The sequence below is a fragment of the Bosea sp. ANAM02 genome, from assembly GCF_011764485.1.
Classification (GTDB): Bacteria; Pseudomonadota; Alphaproteobacteria; order Rhizobiales; family Beijerinckiaceae; genus Allobosea.
The window spans coordinates 913,227-929,354 of record NZ_AP022848.1 but is presented as its reverse complement, the minus strand read 5'-3'; the positions used below and the strand labels follow the sequence as shown (position 1 = coordinate 929,354).

The 16,128-nt window shown below is 67.3% G+C and carries 15 protein-coding genes; 4 read left to right on the top strand and 11 right to left on the bottom strand.

What is annotated here, in order from left to right; translation table 11 throughout:
* Positions 1 to 21 precede the first annotated feature (21 nt).
* Together OCUBac02_RS04445 and OCUBac02_RS04440 are read right to left on the bottom strand one after the other, a co-directional pair.
* A complete protein-coding gene (locus OCUBac02_RS04445) occupies positions 22 to 1,086 on the bottom strand; it encodes an ABC transporter substrate-binding protein (RefSeq protein WP_173043677.1) in 1,065 nt (354 codons plus the stop codon).
* Between the two features lie 256 nt (positions 1,087 to 1,342).
* Positions 1,343 to 2,443 (bottom strand): NADH:flavin oxidoreductase/NADH oxidase, encoded by a 1,101-nt coding sequence (locus OCUBac02_RS04440; protein WP_173043675.1) that lies wholly within the window; start codon positions 2,441 to 2,443, stop codon positions 1,343 to 1,345.
* 92 nt (positions 2,444 to 2,535) lie between these two features.
* On the opposite strand from OCUBac02_RS04440, the gene OCUBac02_RS04435 reads away from it, so the two are divergent.
* Genes OCUBac02_RS04435 through OCUBac02_RS04425 form a run of 3 tightly spaced genes read left to right on the top strand, consistent with a single transcriptional unit; the run spans position 2,536 to position 3,783 of the window.
* Positions 2,536 to 2,841, top strand: a complete 306-nt coding sequence (locus tag OCUBac02_RS04435; RefSeq protein WP_047581166.1) for an ArsR/SmtB family transcription factor — start codon at positions 2,536 to 2,538, stop codon at positions 2,839 to 2,841.
* A gap of 46 nt (positions 2,842 to 2,887) precedes the next feature.
* Complete coding sequence (locus OCUBac02_RS04430) at positions 2,888 to 3,406, top strand: RNA pyrophosphohydrolase (protein ID WP_173043673.1); 519 nt, start codon at positions 2,888 to 2,890, stop codon at positions 3,404 to 3,406.
* The gene (locus tag OCUBac02_RS04425; RefSeq protein WP_173043671.1) at positions 3,403 to 3,783 is read left to right on the top strand and encodes a VOC family protein; all 381 of its coding nucleotides are present in this window, start codon (positions 3,403 to 3,405) and stop codon (positions 3,781 to 3,783) included. The genes OCUBac02_RS04430 and OCUBac02_RS04425 overlap by 4 nt, the downstream gene beginning before the upstream one ends.
* Positions 3,784 to 3,832: 49 nt before the next feature.
* Here the strand turns inward: OCUBac02_RS04425 and OCUBac02_RS04420 are convergent, their stop codons facing one another.
* The 6 genes from OCUBac02_RS04420 to OCUBac02_RS04395 form a co-directional block, all read right to left on the bottom strand.
* Positions 3,833 to 4,246, bottom strand: a complete 414-nt coding sequence (locus tag OCUBac02_RS04420; protein WP_047581169.1) for a F0F1 ATP synthase subunit epsilon — start codon at positions 4,244 to 4,246, stop codon at positions 3,833 to 3,835.
* A gap of 112 nt (positions 4,247 to 4,358) precedes the next feature.
* Positions 4,359 to 5,846 (bottom strand): F0F1 ATP synthase subunit beta, encoded by a 1,488-nt coding sequence (atpD, locus tag OCUBac02_RS04415; RefSeq protein ID WP_082009939.1) that lies wholly within the window; start codon positions 5,844 to 5,846, stop codon positions 4,359 to 4,361.
* Positions 5,847 to 5,920: 74 nt separating this feature from the next.
* On the bottom strand, positions 5,921 to 6,790 hold the full coding sequence (locus OCUBac02_RS04410) for a F0F1 ATP synthase subunit gamma (RefSeq protein ID WP_173043670.1): 870 nt from the start codon (positions 6,788 to 6,790) through the stop codon (positions 5,921 to 5,923).
* 136 nt (positions 6,791 to 6,926) lie between these two features.
* Complete coding sequence (atpA, locus tag OCUBac02_RS04405; protein ID WP_047581173.1) at positions 6,927 to 8,459, bottom strand: F0F1 ATP synthase subunit alpha; 1,533 nt, start codon at positions 8,457 to 8,459, stop codon at positions 6,927 to 6,929.
* Positions 8,459 to 9,028, bottom strand: a complete 570-nt coding sequence (locus OCUBac02_RS04400; RefSeq protein WP_047581174.1) for a F0F1 ATP synthase subunit delta — start codon at positions 9,026 to 9,028, stop codon at positions 8,459 to 8,461. Before OCUBac02_RS04400 ends, atpA begins: the two co-directional genes overlap by 1 nt.
* A gap of 209 nt (positions 9,029 to 9,237) precedes the next feature.
* A complete protein-coding gene (locus OCUBac02_RS04395) occupies positions 9,238 to 11,439 on the bottom strand; it encodes a primosomal protein N' (protein WP_173043668.1) in 2,202 nt (733 codons plus the stop codon).
* A 202-nt stretch (positions 11,440 to 11,641) separates the two neighbouring features.
* Here OCUBac02_RS04395 and OCUBac02_RS04390 point away from each other — a divergent pair, with 202 nt between their 5' ends.
* Positions 11,642 to 12,592, top strand: coding sequence for a tyrosine recombinase XerC (locus OCUBac02_RS04390; protein WP_244639094.1), 951 nt, complete (start codon positions 11,642 to 11,644; stop codon positions 12,590 to 12,592).
* A 17-nt stretch (positions 12,593 to 12,609) separates the two neighbouring features.
* Here the strand turns inward: OCUBac02_RS04390 and OCUBac02_RS04385 are convergent, their stop codons facing one another.
* The 3 genes from OCUBac02_RS04385 to OCUBac02_RS04375 all read right to left on the bottom strand — a co-directional run bounded on the left by OCUBac02_RS04385 (position 12,610) and on the right by OCUBac02_RS04375 (position 16,056).
* Complete coding sequence (locus OCUBac02_RS04385) at positions 12,610 to 13,470, bottom strand: ABC transporter permease (RefSeq protein WP_173043664.1); 861 nt, start codon at positions 13,468 to 13,470, stop codon at positions 12,610 to 12,612.
* Positions 13,467 to 14,411, bottom strand: coding sequence for an ABC transporter permease (locus OCUBac02_RS04380; RefSeq protein ID WP_173043662.1), 945 nt, complete (start codon positions 14,409 to 14,411; stop codon positions 13,467 to 13,469). Before OCUBac02_RS04380 ends, OCUBac02_RS04385 begins: the two co-directional genes overlap by 4 nt.
* A gap of 154 nt (positions 14,412 to 14,565) precedes the next feature.
* A complete protein-coding gene (locus OCUBac02_RS04375) occupies positions 14,566 to 16,056 on the bottom strand; it encodes an ABC transporter substrate-binding protein (protein ID WP_173043660.1) in 1,491 nt (496 codons plus the stop codon).
* Between the last annotated feature and the right edge of the window lie 72 nt (positions 16,057 to 16,128).

Genomic DNA, 16,128 nt, shown 5'->3' with positions numbered 1-16,128 from the left:
TCTCCCAGCGTAACGATGCGCTCAGAACATGCGTTCGGATGCCGGCGGCAGATAAGCGTCGGTAAAGGCGTCGCCCGCCCGCCCCTTGTCGCGGAACGCGCTCGCCTGGGCGAGCTGGCCCAGCGCCTGCGCCCAGCGCTCGCGGTCGATACCACCCAGCCCGTGAGCCCGGACATAGGGCGTCAGCACATTGCGCTCGATCACGGCAGCAAGCTTGTCGCGCTCAACCTCGATCTGGGCGCTTTCGTTGCGGCGCAGCACGAACTGCGCCCCGGCGCCCGGATTGACGGCGACATCGCGGATGCCGCGCATCACGGCGCGCACGAGCCCGCGCACCGCATCCGGCTTGCTCGCGATCAGCTTGCCGGAGACGATCACCGCGCTGCCGTAGAGCAGGAGGCCATGCTCGGCCATGTCCATCAGCACGATATCGTCGGCCGGCACGCCGCGCGCCCGCAAGGAGACGGCGGTCGAAGCGCCGAAGGCGAAGAGCGCATCGATCTCGCCCGAGGCCAGCATCGGCTCGCGCACCGGCAGGCCGATGGTCTCGATCCGGATCTTGCTGTCGTCGATCTTGTTGAGGCTCTTGAAGAGCGGCCATTGCGCGAAGCTGGCATCGATGCTGGCCGTGCCGAGCTTGCGGCCTTCGAGGCTCGTCGGCGCGGTGGTGATCCCCCGGCTCTTGCGGCCGATCAGGGCATAGCCCGGCCGGTCATGGACGATCATCACCGCCTTGAGATCGGCATTCGGGTTCTCGTCGCGGAACCGGATCAGCGCATTGATATCGCCGAAGCCGGCATCCTGCGCACCCGATGCCAGCCGCTGGAGCATGGCGCGCGCGCCATTGCCCGGCTCGATCACGACATCGAGCCCCTCGGCGCCGAAATAACCCTTGTCCTGTGCCGCCAGGAACGGCGCCGCCAGCGCATCGAAGCGCCGATCCAGCGCGAAGCGGATCGCCGTGCTGCCCTGAGCGCGAGCGGCATGGATCCCCGTGAAGCCGGCAACCGCCATCCCCATCATCGCGAGCTGACCGAACCGGCGCCGGCTCAGCATCGAGGAACGGGAGGGCGAAGCGATCGGCATGACGGGCCTCCGGGTGTCTGGACGGCTGGAGCACGGCATATCCGTGCCTCCGCTCTTCCTGACATCATAAGATGTTGAAATGCCGTCAACATGACGGAAGTTCCATTGCGATTTCCGACCGCGGCCGATCCTTGCCTCTTCGGATCAGGCAAAGGCCGGCATCATTCTGGCAACGGAGCGGCTCAACTCCCTCCTGCAAACGAAGGAGGGGCCCAAAGGCCCCTCCTCACATGGTATCTGCCTCGGACAGAGCGCCTCAGGCAGCGCGATACCGGGCCAGCCAATGCGCATAGGGCGGCGGCAGGGTCGCCCAGGCCGGATTCGCGACGCCGAGCGCCTGCGCCGCCGCATAGGGCCAGTGCGGCTCGGCGAGCAGCGGCCGGCCCAGCGTAACCAGGTCGACCTTGCCCTCGCGCACCAACGCATCGGCCTGCTCGGGCTTGCTGATATACCAGCTCGTCGAGGCTGGCAGTCCGGTCTCGCGGCGCACGCGCTCGGCGACCGGCGCCAGGAAGGCCGGCCCCCACGGAATCTTCGCTTCATTGGTCGAGAAGCCGACGCTGACATCGATGAAATCGAGCCCCTCGTCCTTCAACCGCTTCACCAGTTCGATCGCCTCGGCGAGCGTCTCCTCGTCGCGCCCGTCATATTCGATCACGCCGAGCCGGGCCGAGAGCGGGCGGTTCTCTGGCCAGACCTTGCGCACGGCGGCCAGGGTCTCGATCAGGAAGCGGCTGCGGTTCTCGAAGCTGCCGCCATAGGCGTCGTCGCGCTTGTTGGCATGCGGTGAGAGGAAGTTCTGCGCGAGATAGCCATGGGCGAAATGCAGCTTCAGCCACTCGATCCCGATATCGCGGGCACGCTCCGCCGCGGCGACGAAATCGTTGCGCACGCGCTCGATATCGGCCGTGGTCATCGCGCGCGGCACGCGCGGCAGCCCGCCGCCATGCGCGACCGCAGACGGCGCGATCGTCTCCCAGCCGCGCGCGTCATTGGCCGGAATATGGTCGTCGCCTTCCCAGGGCAGGTTGGCACTGGCCTTGCGCCCGGCATGGCCGATCTGGATGCCGGTGACCGCGCCGGCCTTGCGCATCTCGGCGATGATCGGCGCCAGCGCCTCAGCCTGCCCGTCATTCCAGAGCCCGAGGCAACCGGGCGTGATCCGGCCTTCCGGCGAGACGCCGGTCGCCTCGATCACCACGAGGCCGGTGCCGCCGCGCGCCAGCCCGGCGAGATGCGCCCGGTGCCATTCATTGGCGACGCCGTCCTGCGCCATGTACTGGCACATCGGCGAGGCGACGATGCGGTTGCGAAGGGTGACGTCCTTCAGGCTGAAGGGATCGAACAGGCCAGGCATGATGCGGCTCCGCGCAGTGAGTTTCTATGTTTCGATAGTTCGATATTTTTCGAATTTTGGCAAGTTCAAAACCCTGTGATAGAGTCCTGATCATGCGTCATGCCCGCCTGCCCGCCTCCGAAGACATCGCACTTGAAGACGTCTTCCATGCCTTGAGCGACCCTTTCCGGCTGGAGGTCGTCCGTCGGCTTGCGGTCGAGGGCGAGCAGAGCTGCCAGGCGCTGGAAGGCGACCGGCCGAAATCGAGCGTCTCGCATCATTTCCGCGTGCTGCGCGAAGCCGGCCTGATCCGCACCCGCAACGAGGGCGTGACCCGGATGAACGCGCTGCGCCGCGACGATATCGAGCAGCGCTTCCCCGGGCTGCTCGCCTGCGTCGTGCCCAAGCCGAACGACTGAACCGCTACCCGTTCCGCTTCGCGCAACGTCGCCCTATGCTCGCGCCATGAGCCTCCCCTACCGTCCCAATGTCGGCATCGCCCTGTTCAATGCGCAGGGCTTCGTCTTTGCTGGCCGCTCGCATAGCGCCGGTCCCGAGATCGTCCTGCCCGGCTTCGAATGGCAGATGCCGCAAGGCGGCATCGACCCGGACGAGGACATCGTCGTCGCCGCCCGCCGCGAGCTGGAAGAGGAGACCGGCGTCACGCAGGCCGCATTGCTCGCCGTGACCGAGGAATGGTGGAGCTACGATTTCCCGCCGTATGACGGCCCCTGGCACAAGCTCGCCGCCTTCCGCGGCCAGCGCCAGCGTTGGGTCGCCTTCCGCTTCAGTGGCGACGAACGCGCGATGGATATCGGCAAGCCCAATGGCGACGAGCCGCCGGAGTTCAGCGAATGGCGCTGGCGCCCCCTTGCGGACATGCCGGGCCTGATCGTGCCGTTCAAGCGCCCGGTCTACGAGAAGGTGGTGCAGGCCTTCGCCGCTTTCGCTTCCCCCATCATCGGAGAAGGACGATCGAGATGAGCCTCGTCGAGCTCGACCATTGCGTGATCCATGTCTCGGACTGGGAACGCTCCAACGCCTTCTACCACGACGTCATCGGCGCCGAGATTATCGCGATCGGCAACGGCTTCGCCTATCGCATCGGGCGAGCGCAACTGAACTGCCACGGGCCGGGCGTCGACGGGACGCCGGTCGCGCGCCTACCGGTCCCGCCGGGCGGCAGCGATCTCTGCTTCGTCTGGCCGGGGCCGATCGCCGAAGCGATCAGCCATCTCGAACGGCGAAAGGTGGCGATCGAGCTAGGGCCGGTGCAGCGCTTCGGCCGGGGTGGCCACGGCACCAGCCTTTATTTCCGCGATCCCGACGGATCGCTGCTGGAATTCATCAGCTACGCATGAAAAAGGGCCGCTCGCGCGGCCCTTTCGCATTCCAAAGCTGAACGGCTGATCACGCCGCCTTGCGCTGCTCGAAGACGTGCTTGAATTCGCGCAACTGCACCAGCGTGTCGTGCAGGCGCTTCTTCTCGTCGTCATTATGCGAGCCGGCGAGACGGGTCTCGGCGGTCAGGATTTCGGCGTCGAGCACGGCGGTGTCGACATCCTCGATGAAGCGGCCCTGCTCGGCCAGGATCGTCGTCGATGCCTGGTTGACCTCGACGAGGCCGCCATTGACGAAGAATTCCTTGCCGTTCTGATCCGTCGTCTGGACGAAGACGATGCCGGCCTTCAGCGTCGCGACGAGCGGCGCATGGCCCGCGAGCACGGTCATCTCGCCCTCGACCGAGGGGACGATGACGCTGATGACGTCGCCCGAGAACAGGATGCGCTCCGGCGAGACGAGTTCGAACTTGAAGGTGGCCATCGTTTCATTCTCCCCGGCTCGTCATGGCCGGGCTTGACCCGGCCATCTCGGAAACCAGCGGTTTCTGGTCATGAGATCCCCGGGCAAGCCCGGGGATGACGCGTTCGGTCGCTTACGCGGCCTCGGCGGCCAGGCGCTGCGCCTTCTCGACGGCTTCCTCGATCGAGCCGACCATGTAGAAGGCCGCTTCCGGCAGGTGGTCGTACTTGCCCTCGACCAAACCCTTGAAGCCCTTGATCGTGTCTTCGAGCGAGACGAGCTTGCCGGGCGAGCCGGTGAAGACTTCCGCGACGTGGAACGGCTGCGACAGGAAGCGCTCGATCTTGCGGGCGCGGGCGACCGTCATCTTGTCGTCTTCCGAGAGCTCGTCCATGCCCAGGATCGCGATGATGTCCTGCAGCGCCTTGTAGCGCTGGAGGACCTGCTGGACCTGGCGGGCGACGCCGTAGTGCTCCTCGCCGACGATGTCGGCCGAGAGCATGCGCGAGGTCGAGTCGAGCGGGTCGACAGCCGGGTAGATGCCCTTTTCCGCGATCGAGCGCGAGAGCACGGTCGTGGCGTCAAGGTGAGCGAACGAGGTCGCCGGCGCCGGGTCAGTCAGGTCGTCCGCCGGCACGTAGATCGCCTGCACCGAGGTGATCGAGCCCTTGGTCGTGGTGGTGATGCGCTCCTGCAGGTTGCCCATGTCGGTGGCGAGCGTCGGCTGATAGCCCACCGCCGAGGGAATGCGGCCGAGCAGCGCCGACACTTCCGAGCCCGCCTGCGTGAAGCGGAAGATGTTGTCGACGAAGAACAGCACGTCCTGGCCCTGGTCGCGGAAGTTCTCGGCGACGGTCAGGCCCGAGAGGGCGACGCGCATGCGGGCGCCCGGGGGCTCGTTCATCTGGCCGTAGACGAGGGCGCACTTGGAACCGGCGGTCGAACCGTTGTTCTCCTTCGGGTCCTTGTTGACGTTCGACTCGATCATCTCGTGATAGAGGTCGTTGCCTTCACGGGTACGCTCGCCGACGCCGGCGAACACCGAGTAGCCGCCATGGGCCTTCGCGACGTTGTTGATCAGTTCCATGATCAGCACGGTCTTGCCGACGCCGGCGCCGCCGAACAGGCCGATCTTGCCGCCCTTGGCGTAAGGAGCCAGCAGGTCGACGACCTTGATGCCGGTGACGAGGATCTGCGCCTCGGTCGACTGTTCCGAATAGGCCGGGGCCGGCTGGTGGATGCCGCGGGTGGCGGTGGTCAGGATCGGACCGGCTTCGTCGACCGGCTCGCCGATGACGTTCATGATGCGGCCGAGGCATTCCTCGCCGACCGGAACGGCGATCGGGGCGCCCGTGTCGGTGACCGACTGGCCGCGGACCAGACCTTCGGTCGAGTCCATCGCGATGGTGCGGACGGTGTTCTCGCCGAGATGCTGGGCGACCTCGAGGACGAGGCGGTTGCCGAGATTGTCGGTCTCGAGCGCGTTCAGGATCTCCGGCAGGGCGCCGTCGAACTGCACGTCGACGACGGCGCCGATGACCTGGGCAACGCGGCCGGTGCCGGTGTTGGCGGGCTTCTCGGCGGTCTTCGCCTTGGTGGTCTTGGTAGCGGCTTTGGCCATGGTGGAACCTCGGGACTAGCGCATTCGGATATGACGGCTGCCGGCGGCTCGCGCCACCGACGAAGTATAGGCGGTTAGAGCGCTTCCGCGCCGGAGATGATCTCGATCAGTTCCTTCGTGATCATCGCCTGGCGCGAGCGGTTGTAGAGCTGCGTCTGCTTCTTGATCATCTCGCCGGCGTTACGCGTGGCGGAATCCATCGCCGACATGCGCGCGCCCTGTTCGGACGCGGCGTTCTCCAGCAGACCGCGCAGGATCTGGACGGTCAGATTGCGCGGCAGCAGCGCTTCCAGGATCTCGCCCTCGTCCGGCTCGTAATCGTAGACGGCGTCGCTCTGCTTCGTCCCTTCCGGGATTTCGGCCGGGATGATGCGCTGCGCCGTCGGGATCTGGGCGATCACCGAGCGGAACTTCGAGAAGAACAGCGTCGCGACGTCGAACTCGCCATTGGCGAAGCGGGCCAGCACGTTCTGGGCGATCGCCTCGGCATTGACGAAGCCGACCTGCTTGAACTCGCGCAGATCGATGAACTCGATGATCTCGGCCGCGAACTGGCGGCGCAGGATGTCGTAGCCCTTCTTGCCGACGCAGATGATCTTGACCGTCTTGCCCTCGGCCTTCAGCGCATTCGCCTTGTCGCGGGCGAGGCGCGCGATCGACGAGTTGAAGGCGCCGCACAGGCCGCGCTCGGCGGTCAGCACCAGCAGCAGATGCACCTTGTCCGAGCCCGTGCCGGCGATCAGGCGCGGCGCGCTCGAACCGGACACGCCGGAAGCGAGGTTCGACAGCACCGTCTCCATGCGCTCGGCATAGGGGCGCGCGGCCTCGGCGGCCGACTGCGCCCGGCGCAGCTTGGCAGCCGCGACCATCTGCATGGCCTTGGTGATCTTCTGCGTCGCCTTCACCGAGGCGATGCGGTTTCTAAGGTCCTTCAAAGAAGGCATGTGGCGCTCTCACCCCGTCATGGTCGACCTTGTGTCGACCATCTACGTCTTGAACCTCGGTCTCATCTCCCACGCTCGCCGCCTTCGCGGCGAAGACGTGGATGGCCGGGACAAGCCCGACCATGACGCCTGCAGATCAGGCGAAGGACTTCGCGAAGCCCGCGACGATGTCCTTGAGCTTGGCGGCGTTGGCGTCCGACAGGTCCTTGGTCGAGCCGATCTCGTTCAGCATATCGGCATGCTTCGAGCGGACCAGCGAGAGCAGACCGTCCTCGAAGGCGCGGACCTTGGTGACCGGCAGCGCGTCGAGATAGCCGTTCACGCCGGCATAGATCACGACGACCTGCTCTTCCATCTTCAGCGGCGAGAACTGCGGCTGCTTCAGGAGTTCGGTCAGGCGGGCGCCGCGGTTGAGCAGGCGCTGCGTGACCGCGTCGAGGTCCGAGCCGAACTGGGCGAAGGCGGCCATCTCGCGATACTGGGCGAGCTCGCCCTTGATCTTGCCGGCGACCTTCTTGGTGGCCTTGGTCTGCGCCGAGGAGCCGACGCGCGACACCGAGAGGCCGACGTTCACGGCCGGGCGGATGCCCTGGTAGAACAGGTCCGTCTCCAGGAAGATCTGACCGTCGGTGATCGAGATCACGTTGGTCGGGATGTAGGCGGACACGTCGTTCGCCTGGGTCTCGATGACCGGCAGCGCCGTCAGCGAACCGAGGCCGGCGGCCTCGCCCATCTTCGCCGCGCGCTCGAGCAGGCGGGAATGGAGATAGAACACGTCGCCCGGATAGGCTTCGCGGCCCGGCGGGCGGCGCAGCAGCAGCGACATCTGGCGATAGGCGACGGCCTGCTTGGACAGATCGTCATAGATGATGACGGCATGCATGCCGTTGTCGCGGAAGAACTCGCCCATGGCGCAACCGGCGAAGGGCGCCAGGAACTGCATCGGGGCTGCGTCCGAAGCGGTGGCCGCGACGACGATCGAGTACTCCAGAGCGCCGCGCTCTTCGAGGACCTTCACGAACTGGGCGACGGTCGAACGCTTCTGGCCGACGGCGACGTAGACGCAGTAGAGCTTCTGGCTCTCGGGAGCGTCGGCGCCGTTCAGCGACTTCTGGTTCAGGATCGTGTCGAGCGCGACGGCGGTCTTGCCGGTCTGACGGTCGCCGATGATGAGCTCGCGCTGGCCGCGGCCGATCGGGATCAGGGCGTCGATGGCCTTGAGGCCGGTCGCCATCGGCTCGTGCACCGACTTGCGCGGGATGATGCCGGGGGCCTTGACGTCGACGCGGGCGCGCTTGGCGGCCTTGATCGGGCCCTTGCCGTCGATCGGGTTGCCGAGAGCGTCGACGACGCGGCCGAGCAGCTCCTTGCCGACGGGGACGTCGACGATGGCGCCGGTGCGCTTGACGGTCTGGCCTTCCTTGATGTCGCGGTCGGAACCGAAGATCACGACGCCGACATTGTCGCTCTCGAGATTGAGCGCCATGCCGCGCACACCGGTCTCGAACTCGACCATCTCACCGGCCTGGACCTTGTCGAGGCCGTAGACGCGGGCGATGCCGTCACCGACGGAGAGAACCTGGCCGACTTCGGTGACCGAAGCTTCCGACCCGAAATTCGAGATCTGGGCCTTCAGGATGGCGGAGATTTCAGCGGGGCGGATGTCCATCAGCCGACCTCTTTCATGGCAAGACGAATTGAGTTGAGTTTGGTTTTCAGCGAGGCGTCGACCATGCGGGAGCCCATCTTGACGATGAGCCCGCCGATCAGGGCCGGATCGATCTTGATCGAGACGTCGACATCCTTGCCGGCGACGCCCTTCAGCGCCGCGCGGATCTCGTCGACGCGCTTGGCTGTGGGCTCTTCGGCGACCGTCACCTCGGCGGAGACGATGCCCTTGGCCTCGGCGACCAGGCGCTTGTAGCCGGCGATCATGCCCGGCAGCGCGAAGAGACGGCGCTTGCTGGCAACGAGGCCGATGAAATTGGCGGCGATACCGGTGATGCCGGCCTTGGCGAGCACGGCCTTGATTGCCGCGACCTGCTCTTCGGCAGTAAAGGCCGGGCTCTCGATCAGGCGGGTCAGGTCCTCGCTCTCGGCGAGCAGGCCGTTGAAGCTATCCAGAGCGGCCGCGACGGTGTCGATCGCACCCGCCTCCTCCGCCAGCTCGAACAGAGCGGTGGCATAGCGCTGAGCTACGCCCGACACCAATGTCCCCTGCGATCCGCCTTCAGCCACGCTTCCCGTCTCTCGTTTCAAGGAACCACACCGGCGACCTTCTGAGGCGAAGGTGGAGTGCATGGTTCCGGCGCTGCGAGTATCATAGGCGCGAAGCCGGCAAGACGACTTCGCGACCGAAATGTGGCGGTGCACTAGCATGTGGTTCCGGGCCGCGCAATCGCTGATTGCCCTTCATAAGCGGCGATTTTGCCGCGCCTTTCAGCCGTTCAAAGGAAGCTTTGCGGATCGACATCGACCGCGACCCTGACCGAGCCCTTGGGCCGGGGCGCCCGTTTCAGCCAGGCGCGCAGGTAATCCTGCAGATTGATCTCGCGTGCCGTCTTGACGATCAGGCGCATGCGATGGCGCCCGCGCAGCACCGCAAGCGGCGCCTCCGCCGGCCCCAGCACCATGATTCCGTCGCCGGCTTCCGCGCAGCGCGCCAACGCCCTGGCATGGCTCTCGGCCTCCGCCTGGCTGTTGGCCGAGACGATCAGCGCCGCGAGGCGCCCGAAGGGCGGCAGGCCCGCCGCCTCCCGCGAGGCCTCCTCTGCGGCATAAAACCGCTCCGGATCGCCCGAGATCAGGGCTTTCAGCACGGGATGCTCGGGGTCATGCGTCTGAAGCAGGGCGCGACCGGGCTTCTCGCCCCGCCCTGCACGGCCCGTGACCTGCCGCAGCGCCTGAAAAGTCCGCTCCGCCGCGCGCGGATCGCCGGATGTCAGGCCGAGATCGGCGTCGATCACGCCGACCAGCGTCATGCCCGGGAAATTATGGCCCTTGGCGACGAGCTGCGTGCCGATGACGATGTCGAATTCGCCCTCGGCCACGGCCATGAGCTCCGTCTTCAGCCTTTCCGTGCCGCCTGGAAAATCGCTGGAGAGCACGATCGAACGCGCCTGTGGAAAAAGCGTCGCGACCTCCTCGGCCAGCCGCTCGACGCCCGGCCCGCAGGCGATCAGGCTCTCCGGCTGGTGACAGGCCGGGCATTCATGCGGCCGGCGCTCGACATGGCCGCAATGATGGCAGACCAGCGCCCGCCGGAAGCGATGATCGACCAGCCAGGCCGAGCAGTTCGGGCACTGGAAGCGATGGCCGCAATCGCGGCACAGCGTCAGCGGGGCATAGCCGCGCCGGTTGAGGAAGAGCAGCGACTGCTCCCTGGCCTCCAGATTGGCCTCGACCGCCTTGATCAGCGCGCCCGAGAGCCAGCGTCCCCGCTCCGGCTTGTCGCGGCGCAGGTCGACGAGGCCGAGCTGGGGCAATTCGCGCCCGCCGAAGCGCTCGGGCAGCTTGAGATGGGCATAGCGCCCGCGCTCGGCATTGACCCTGGTCTCCAGCGAGGGGGTCGCCGATGCCAGAACCACCGGCGCGTTCTCGATCCGGCCCCGCACCACCGCCATGTCGCGGGCATGATAGGAGACGCCGTCCTCCTGCTTATAGGCGCTTTCATGCTCCTCATCGACGACGATGAGGCCGAGATCGCTATAGGGCAGGAACAAGGCCGAGCGGGCGCCCGCCACCACCTTGGCCTCGCCGGAAGCGATCGCCGCCTGCAAACGCTCGCGCCTGCGGCCGGTCACGGCCGAGTGCCAGAGGCCGGGCCTGACGCCGAAACGCGCCTCGAACCGATCGATGAACTGCGCCGTCAGCGCGATCTCCGGCATCAGGATCAGGCTCTGCCGCCCCAACCGGATCGCCTCGGCGACCGCCTCGAAATAGACCTCCGTTTTGCCCGAGCCGGTGACGCCTTCGAGCAGCGAGACGCCGAAGGCCTTCGCCTGCACGGATGCAACCAGCGCCTGCGCAACCTCGCCCTGTCCTTCCGAGAGTTCCGGCACGGCATGGTCGGGATCGGGCATAGCCGCGATCGCCTCGCGCGGTAGGGGCTCGACGATAAAGGTGCCGGCATCGACGAGAGAATCGATCACCGCCGCGCTGACCGAGGCCGCTTCCGCCAGTGCGGATTTGCCGATCAGCAAACCGCCCTCGGCTGCCGCGATGGCCCGCGCCCGTGCCGGCGTCATCCGTCCCGGCGGCGGGCCGGCCAGCCTGACGCCGAGCTTCGGCCGCTCCGGCGTATCGTCCGGCTGGCGGCGCAGGGCCAGCGCCAATACGGAGCCTTTCGGCGCGAGCGTATACCAGGCGACCCAGTCGACGAGCTTGCGCAGCGCCGGATCGAGCGGCGGCATGTCGTATTTGCCGGTCACCTTCTTGAGATTGCCGCCGCGCCCGGACCCGGCATCCCAGACGACGCCGACGGTCTCGCGCGGCCCGAGCGGCACCTGCACGACATCGCCGGGCTCGAGCACGAGCCCGGCCGGCACGGCATAGCTATAGGCCTGGTCGAGCCCGAGCGGGATCAGCACGTCGACCGTGCCGCCCTGCCCCGTCTCTTCGGTATCGTCGATCAGATCGAACTGCGCCATCGCCACAAATATTGCCGTGTCATCCCGGATCGGCGCCGCTGACGCGGCTTGTCCGGATGACGGCGTGTTTCCTGCGCCAGTGTCTAGCACCGATTCGCGACCTGTTAAGGCGGGAGCGCTACACCTGCCGTCATGGTCGGGCTTGACCCGACCATCTCAGGACGAGCTGGCGCGGGACGAGATGCTCGGGTCAAGCCCGAGCATGACGGCTGAGGCGATCCTGCGCATGACCGATTTCGACTCCTTCCGGCGCGACTGGCTCTCCCACCTCGCAGCCGAACGGCGCCTGTCCCCGAAGACGCTGGAGGCCTATGCCCGCGATCTCGGCCAGTTCCACGCCTTCCTGACCGGGCATCTCGGCGGCGCGCCCTCCCTGTCCGACATCGCCGCGCTGAAGCCCGTCGACCTGCGCGCCTTCCTCGGCCAGCGCCGCCGCGACGATGTCGGCAACCGCACCCTGATGCGCCAGCTCGCGGCGCTGCGTTCCTTCGCCCGCTTCGGCGAGCGCCAGGGCAAGCTCAGCGCCGCCGCCTTCGCCGCGACGCGTGGCCCCCGCCTCGGCAAGTCGCTGCCGCGCCCGCTCGAACCCAGCGCCGCCCGAGCCGTCACCCAAGCCGATACCCGCGCCGGCGAGGAACGCGAACAGTGGATTCTCGCTCGCGACGCCGCCGTGTTCGGCCTGCTCTATGGCAGCGGGTTGCGCATCTCGGAGGCGCTCTCGCTCGCCCGCGCCCAGGCGCCGCTTCAGGCCGGCGATACGCTGACCGTCATCGGCAAAGGGAGCAAGACGCGGATGGTGCCGGTACTGCCCGTGGTGATCGCGGCCATCGCCGAATATCTCAAGCTCTGCCCCTGGCGGCTCCAGCCGGAGGGGCCGCTCTTCGTCGGCGCCAAGGGCGGCCCGCTCTCGCCGCGCATCATCCAGCTCGCGGTCGAGGGCTTGCGCGGCGCGCTCGGACTGCCTTCCTCGGCCACGCCGCATTCCCTGCGCCATTCCTTCGCGACGCATCTGCTGGGGCGGGGCGGCGACCTGCGCGCCATCCAGGAGCTGCTCGGCCATGCCTCGCTCTCGACGACGCAAATCTATACCCGCATCGATTCGGCGCGCCTGATGGCGGCTTATGACGCCGCCCATCCCCGCGCCGGGCGCTGACCCTGTTGGAGCGCCCTTTACCGGGCCCGCCGCAAGCGCGGGTCGACCGCATCGCGCAGGCCGTCGCCGAGCAGGTTGAAGCCGAGCACAGTCAAGGCGATGGCGGCGCCCGGGAAGATCGCGAGCCAGGGCTGCGCCGCCATGAAGGTCTGCGCCTCGTTCAGCATCCGCCCCCAGGAGGGGTTCGGCGGCTGCGTGCCCAATCCGAGATAGGACAGCCCGGCCTCGGCCAGCACCGCGAGCGCGAACTGGATCGTCGCCTGCACCACGAGGATGCCGGCGATGTTCGGCAGGACATGGCGCAACGTGATCTGCCGGTTGTTGAGCCCGGCCGCCCGCGCCGCCTGGATGAAGTCCTGCGCCCAGACCTGCAGGGCCGCGCCGCGTGCCAGCCGTGCGAAATAGGGCAGGTTCAGCACGGCGATCGCGACGATCGCGTTGAGCATGCCCGGTCCCGCGATCGCGGTCATCATGATCGCGGTCAGCACGGCCGGAAAGGCATGGGTGAAATCGGCCGTGCGCATGATGATGTGATCGAGATAGCCGTCGCGCCGGACCGAAGCCGTGAGCCCCAGCGCCGTGCCCGCGACCATGCCGATGCCGACCGCGCCCAGCCCCACCGCAAGCGAATTGCGCGCACCGACCATGATCATCGAGAAGACGTCGCGACCGAACTGGTCGGTGCCGAACCAGTTCACGGCGGAGGGTCCCTTGAGCCGGTTCAGGATCATCATCTGCGTCGGCTGGTACGGCGTCCAGACATAGGAGATCAGCGCCGCCGCGACGACGAGCGCAGCCAGCACCGCGCCGATCACGAAGGACGGCGCCAGCCACCAGTGCCGCTTGCCGCCCGGCGCCTTGTCCAAAACCGCGCTCATGACTGCCTCAGGCGCGGATCGATCAGCCCGTAGAGCAGCTCGACCGCGAAATTGATCAGGATCGCGAGACCCGCGAACAGCATGACGAGGTCCTTGACCACGATCAGGTCATGCTGGGCGATGGCCTGGAAGACCAGCCGCCCCAGCCCCGGCAGGGCGAAGACGTTCTCGATGATGATGGCGCCGGCGATCAGCACCGAGAACTGAAGCCCGAGAATGGTGACCACCGGGATCAGCGCATTGCGCAGCGCATGCCGACGCATCGTCGTGCCCTCGCTCAGACCCTTGGCGCGGGCGGTACGGACGAAATCCTCCTGCAGCGTGTCGAGCATCGAGGAGCGCGTCACCCGCGCGATGATCGCCGCCTGCGGCAGGGCGAGCGCCAGCGCCGGCATCAGCAGGGCCTTCAGCGCGGTTCCGAAGCCTGACTGCCAGCCTGGAAAGCCGCCGGCCGGCAGCCAGCCGAGCCCGACCGCGAACACGAGCACGAGCAGCAGGCCGAACCAGAAATTCGGGATGGCGAGCCCGGCCTGCGCGAAGGCCATCACGCCGGCATCGGCCAGCCGGCCATGGCGCGAGGCCGCGAGCATGCCGAGCGGTATGCCGATCGCCATCGCCAGCGCGATCGCCATCAGCGCGAGCGGCAGCGTCACCGCCGTGCGCTCGGCGATGAGCTGCAGGACCGGCACGCGATAGGTGTAGCTCTGGCCGAGATCGCCGGTGACGAGCCCGCCCAGCCAGAGGAAGAAACGCAGCACCGCCGGCTTGTCGAGCCCCATCTCGGCGCGCAAGGCCGCCAGCGCCTCGGGCGCGGCGTTGAGGCCGAGCGTCACCGCCGCCGGGTCGCCAGGCAGGATTTCGAGCACGACGAAAATCACCAGCGCTGCCGCGAGCAGGGTCAGCCCCAGCGCGACGAGCCGGCGCAGTATGTAGCCGATCACGACCTGTACCTCTCCGCACGGTCATCCCGGACAAGCGGCGCAGCCGCGCCGATCCGGGATCCATGCCGGAGCATGCCCGGCAAAGGCTCAGGCATGGATCCCGGGTCTCCCTCCGGTCGCCCGGGATGACCCGGCCGGATCCATGACGATGGGATCACCGCCAGCGCAATTCCGCCAGCGGCGTCACCGGCAGCGGCCAGTCGGTCCACATGCCCTCCAGCGCCGCGTTCGCCACCGTGATCTTGGGCAGGATGAAGAGGAAGCCGTTGACCGCGTCGCGCGCCAGCTTCTCCTGCGCCTGCTTGTAGAGCGCGTTGCGCTCCGCTTCCGGCAGGGTCACCGCGATCTTGGCGATCAACTCCTTGAACGACGGGTCCTTGTACTGGAAGTAATACGTGTCGCGCGCGTAGATATCGATGTCGAGCGGCTCGGTATGGGCGATGATGCTGAGGTCGTAGTCCTTGTTGCGGAAGACGCGCTCCAGCCATTGCGGGAATTCGAGCGGTTCGATCGCCGCGTTGATGCCGACCTGCGCGAGCAGCGCCGCGACGATCTCGCCGGAGCGGCGGGCATAGGAAGGCGGCGGCAGCTTCAGCGTGCAGTTGAAGCCGTTCGGGAAGCCGGCCTCCTTGAGCAGCGCCTTCGCCTTGGCGGGATCGTAGGGATAGGTGCCGGTCAGGTCGACATAGGCCGGATGCAGCGGCGAGAAATGGCTGCCGATCAGGGTGACGTCGAAGCCGTAGACGCCGAGCGCGATGGCCTTGCGGTCGAGCGCGTACGCAATCGCCTGCCGGACCTTCAGATTGTCGAAGGGTGGCTTGGCGTTGTTGGTGGCGAGCACCGTCTCGCCCTCGGTGCCGCCGATCGTGACCTTGAGCTTCGCATCGGCCTTGAGCTGCGGCACCGCCTCCGGCGCCGAGAGATTGGTATGGGCGTCGACATCGCCGGCCCGCAGCGCCGCGACCTGTGCCTGCGGATCGGACATGAAGCGGAAGGTTGCCTTGGCCAGCGCCGGCTTCTCGCCCCAGTAGCCGTCGTTGCGGGCGAGTTCGAGCCGGTCGCCGCGGTTCCAGCGCACGAACTTGAACGGGCCGGTGCCGACCGGGTTGGTCTTGTTGTTGGCCGCCGTGGCCGGTGCCACGATCACAGCGTCGCCCCAGGCGAGGCCGAAGAGGAAATTCGCCGTCGGCTGCTTCAGCTTGATCACCACGGTCGCCGGGTCCGGCGTCGCGATCTCGGCGATCGGCGCGAAGAGCTGGCGCTGGGCGTTGGTCGAATCGGGTGCGACCGCGCGCTCGAACGAGAATTTCACCTGCTCGGAGGTGAAGGGCGTGTCGTCGTGGAACTTGGCGCCCTGCCGCAGCTTGAAGCGATAGGTCACGTTGTCGTCGGCGATCTGCCAGCTTTCGGCGAGGCAGGGCTGGATTTTGCCGGTCCGGTCGATCTTGACCAGACCCTCGAAGATGTTCTGCAGCGTCACCTCGCGAATCGCCTGCGCGGCGCCGGAGGTCGGGTCCAGCGTCGGCGGCTCCAGCGTCTGCGCGATGGTCACGCTGTCTTTCGCCTGGGCCAGCGCGACGACGGGAAGCTGCGCCGCCAGCGCTGCCAGTCCCGCCCCTGCCAGGAGTTCACGCCGCGTCGTCATGTCCATCGCTCCGGTGCCGTTGCGGCGCGAAGATGACGCGGGAAACAGGCCGAACGCAAGCCCGCTTCCAAC

Excerpts from the sequence above, each read along its gene's own strand:
- OCUBac02_RS04445 (WP_173043677.1), bottom strand. The coding sequence starts at position 1,086 with ATGCCGATCGCTTCGCCCTCCCGTTCCTCGATGCTGAGCCGGCGCCGG.
- OCUBac02_RS04440 (WP_173043675.1), bottom strand. The coding sequence starts at position 2,443 with ATGCCTGGCCTGTTCGATCCCTTCAGCCTGAAGGACGTCACCCTTCGC.
- OCUBac02_RS04435 (WP_047581166.1), top strand. The coding sequence starts at position 2,536 with ATGCGTCATGCCCGCCTGCCCGCCTCCGAAGACATCGCACTTGAAGAC.
- OCUBac02_RS04430 (WP_173043673.1), top strand. The coding sequence starts at position 2,888 with ATGAGCCTCCCCTACCGTCCCAATGTCGGCATCGCCCTGTTCAATGCG.
- OCUBac02_RS04425 (WP_173043671.1), top strand. The coding sequence starts at position 3,403 with ATGAGCCTCGTCGAGCTCGACCATTGCGTGATCCATGTCTCGGACTGG.
- OCUBac02_RS04420 (WP_047581169.1), bottom strand. The coding sequence starts at position 4,246 with ATGGCCACCTTCAAGTTCGAACTCGTCTCGCCGGAGCGCATCCTGTTC.
- atpD (WP_082009939.1), bottom strand. The coding sequence starts at position 5,846 with ATGGCCAAAGCCGCTACCAAGACCACCAAGGCGAAGACCGCCGAGAAG.
- OCUBac02_RS04410 (WP_173043670.1), bottom strand. The coding sequence starts at position 6,790 with ATGCCTTCTTTGAAGGACCTTAGAAACCGCATCGCCTCGGTGAAGGCG.
- atpA (WP_047581173.1), bottom strand. The coding sequence starts at position 8,459 with ATGGACATCCGCCCCGCTGAAATCTCCGCCATCCTGAAGGCCCAGATC.
- OCUBac02_RS04395 (WP_173043668.1), bottom strand. The coding sequence starts at position 11,439 with ATGGCGCAGTTCGATCTGATCGACGATACCGAAGAGACGGGGCAGGGC.
- OCUBac02_RS04390 (WP_244639094.1), top strand. The coding sequence starts at position 11,642 with ATGACGGCTGAGGCGATCCTGCGCATGACCGATTTCGACTCCTTCCGG.
- OCUBac02_RS04385 (WP_173043664.1), bottom strand. The coding sequence starts at position 13,470 with ATGAGCGCGGTTTTGGACAAGGCGCCGGGCGGCAAGCGGCACTGGTGG.
- OCUBac02_RS04375 (WP_173043660.1), bottom strand. The coding sequence starts at position 16,056 with ATGACGACGCGGCGTGAACTCCTGGCAGGGGCGGGACTGGCAGCGCTG.